Below are 2350 nucleotides of genomic sequence, written 5' to 3'. Positions count from 1 at the left end.
ATATAGGATCTATTAATACGCTCGTTTATTTGATTCAGCATAAGGGAAATTTCTTTCCTTTTGGTGTCAGCGGTTAACTTTTCCAAATAGTTAGATTCACCTTGATCAAATCTTCTTCCCGCAGCATGCTGAAACTGGGAGTATAAACTATCTAGGTAAATGTAATTCTTTAGCATTTCCTGCCAGTAAATAATTTCGTAATAGGACTTAGATACTTCTTTTGTAATGAGGTATTGGTCCATTTGGAATTGATCCTTAATCACTTGTGATTTGTCTTTCATCACCTTTTTTTGAGCCCCATAGATGGTTGGGAATTGCAGGTTCTGCTGAATGCCCCAGACATTGAGGGGCAGGTTATTGGGGGCCAAATTGTTTTGGTCTTTGCTATAAAATATTTCTGTTTTATCGATATCTATGGCACTTCCAATCAACTGTTCACTTTGATCAATTCTTTGCTGGGATGCTTTTAAACTTAGGTTGTTTTCCAGCGCAATCTCTACAGCCTTTTCTAAGTCAATTTCACGGACTTGCGCTTGACTAATAATAGGTAATGAAAATAGGAATAGGACAGGAAGGGCTATTTTAAGTAGTTTGGCCTTAGGTAAAGGCCCTTGCTTATCGAAAAGGGCGTACAAAATTGGCAATACAATTAATGTGAGAATGGTTGAGGTAATGAGGCCTCCAACGACAACTGTGGCAAGCGGTCTTTGAACCTCGGCTCCGGCTGCAGTAGAAATAGCCATGGGTAAAAAGCCCAATGCATCGGTTGCGGCCGTTAGCAAAACAGGTCTTAACCTGCTTTTTGTCCCTAAAAGAATACGCCGGTTAATATCATATACCCCTTTTGCTTTCAATTCTTTAAATTCTTCTATTAGTATAATGCCGTTTAATACAGCGATGCCGAAAAGAGCAATGAATCCTACACCTGCCGAAATGCTAAAAGGCATGTCACGCATATAAAGTAAGGCTACGCCTCCTACAGTTGCCATTGGAATAGCACTGTAAATTAGCAAGGCCTCTTTTACTGATTTAAAGGCGAAATACAACAAAATAAAAATGAGAAGCAGGGCTATTGGGACAGCAACCAATAACCTGTCTTTTGCAGTTTTCAAATTTTCAAATTGTCCGCCATAATCAATCGTATAACCCACAGGAAGGTCAATGTCATTTTGGATAATTTCTTGCACATCATCCACCACGGATTCAAGGTCTCTATTCCTTACGTTGACACCAACTACAATCCTTCTTTTGGTATTGTCTCTAGATATTTGAGCAGGACCTTTTGTGTAGGTAATCTCAGCAAATTCCAGTAAAGGCAATTGGCTGCCATTTGGCAATTGGATAGAGGCGGTTTCAATATTGTCAATGTCTTTTCGGTGGACTTCATCATACCTGATAACCAAATCAAATTTCTTCTCCCCTTCAAAAATTGTCCCTGCCGATTTTCCGGCAAAGCCCATGGTAAGTATATTGTTTAATTCTGCTATATTTAAGCCATACTTTGCAATCTTTTGCCGATCATATTTAACGGACATTTGTGGTAGGCCTGCTATTTTCTCTACGGAAATGTCCACAGCCCCCTCAACATTTTGAATGGCTTTCCCTACCTCTAAACCTTTTTCATACAAGATATCTAAATCCTCTCCGAAAATTTTGATAGCCAAATCTGCCCGAACACCTGTGATGAGTTCATTGAAACGCATTTCTATAGGTTGGGTAAATTCGTACTCCACCCCGGCAATCTCAGAAAGGGCCTCTTTAAATTTATTGGCTAAATCATCTTTACTTTCGGCCGTAACCCATTCATCTCTTGGGATAAGTTTAATAATGATATCACTTTCTTCCATTGACATGGGGTCGGTAGGAACTTCTGCGGCTCCAATTCTACTTACCACCTGATCCACCTCTGGAAATTCTTGGATTATTTGCTCCATCCTTGTTATGATTTCGATGGTATTGGATAAGGAGGTTCCTGTTTTGAGTACAGGCTGAATAACAAAATCACCTTCGTCAAGGGTAGGTATAAGCTCACCACCCATCTGGGAAAATAAGAGCCCCGCCGAAACCATCAAAGCAACAGCCATTCCGATAACAATTTTCTGTTTCCTCAAGGCCCAAACGATGGCAGGCCTGTACCTGTTTTCTAAAAATGAAATCAATCCTGAAGAAATGGTTTTCTTTTTAGGGTCTGAAGGCTTGATAAAAAGGGAGGCCATCACCGGTACATAGGTAAAACAAAAAATGATTGCTCCAATCAATGCAAAACAAAACACCAAGGCCATTGGACGAAACATTTTGCCTTCCACACCTACCAAGGATAGAATGGGAATAAATACAATGATGATAATAA

The 2350-nt window shown here is 39.8% G+C and carries 1 protein-coding gene; it reads right to left on the bottom strand.

The features are described 5' to 3' along the window. Positions 1 to 2350: efflux RND transporter permease subunit (locus AAC037_RS23570; protein ID WP_339906080.1), on the bottom strand; the 2350-nt coding region annotated here is incomplete at both ends.

It is taken from the genome of uncultured Cyclobacterium sp. (assembly GCF_963976465.1).
In the GTDB taxonomy this organism is placed as follows: domain Bacteria; phylum Bacteroidota; class Bacteroidia; order Cytophagales; family Cyclobacteriaceae; genus Cyclobacterium.
The sequence above is the reverse complement of the archived record's forward strand: the minus strand, read 5'-3'. Positions and strand labels throughout refer to the sequence as shown.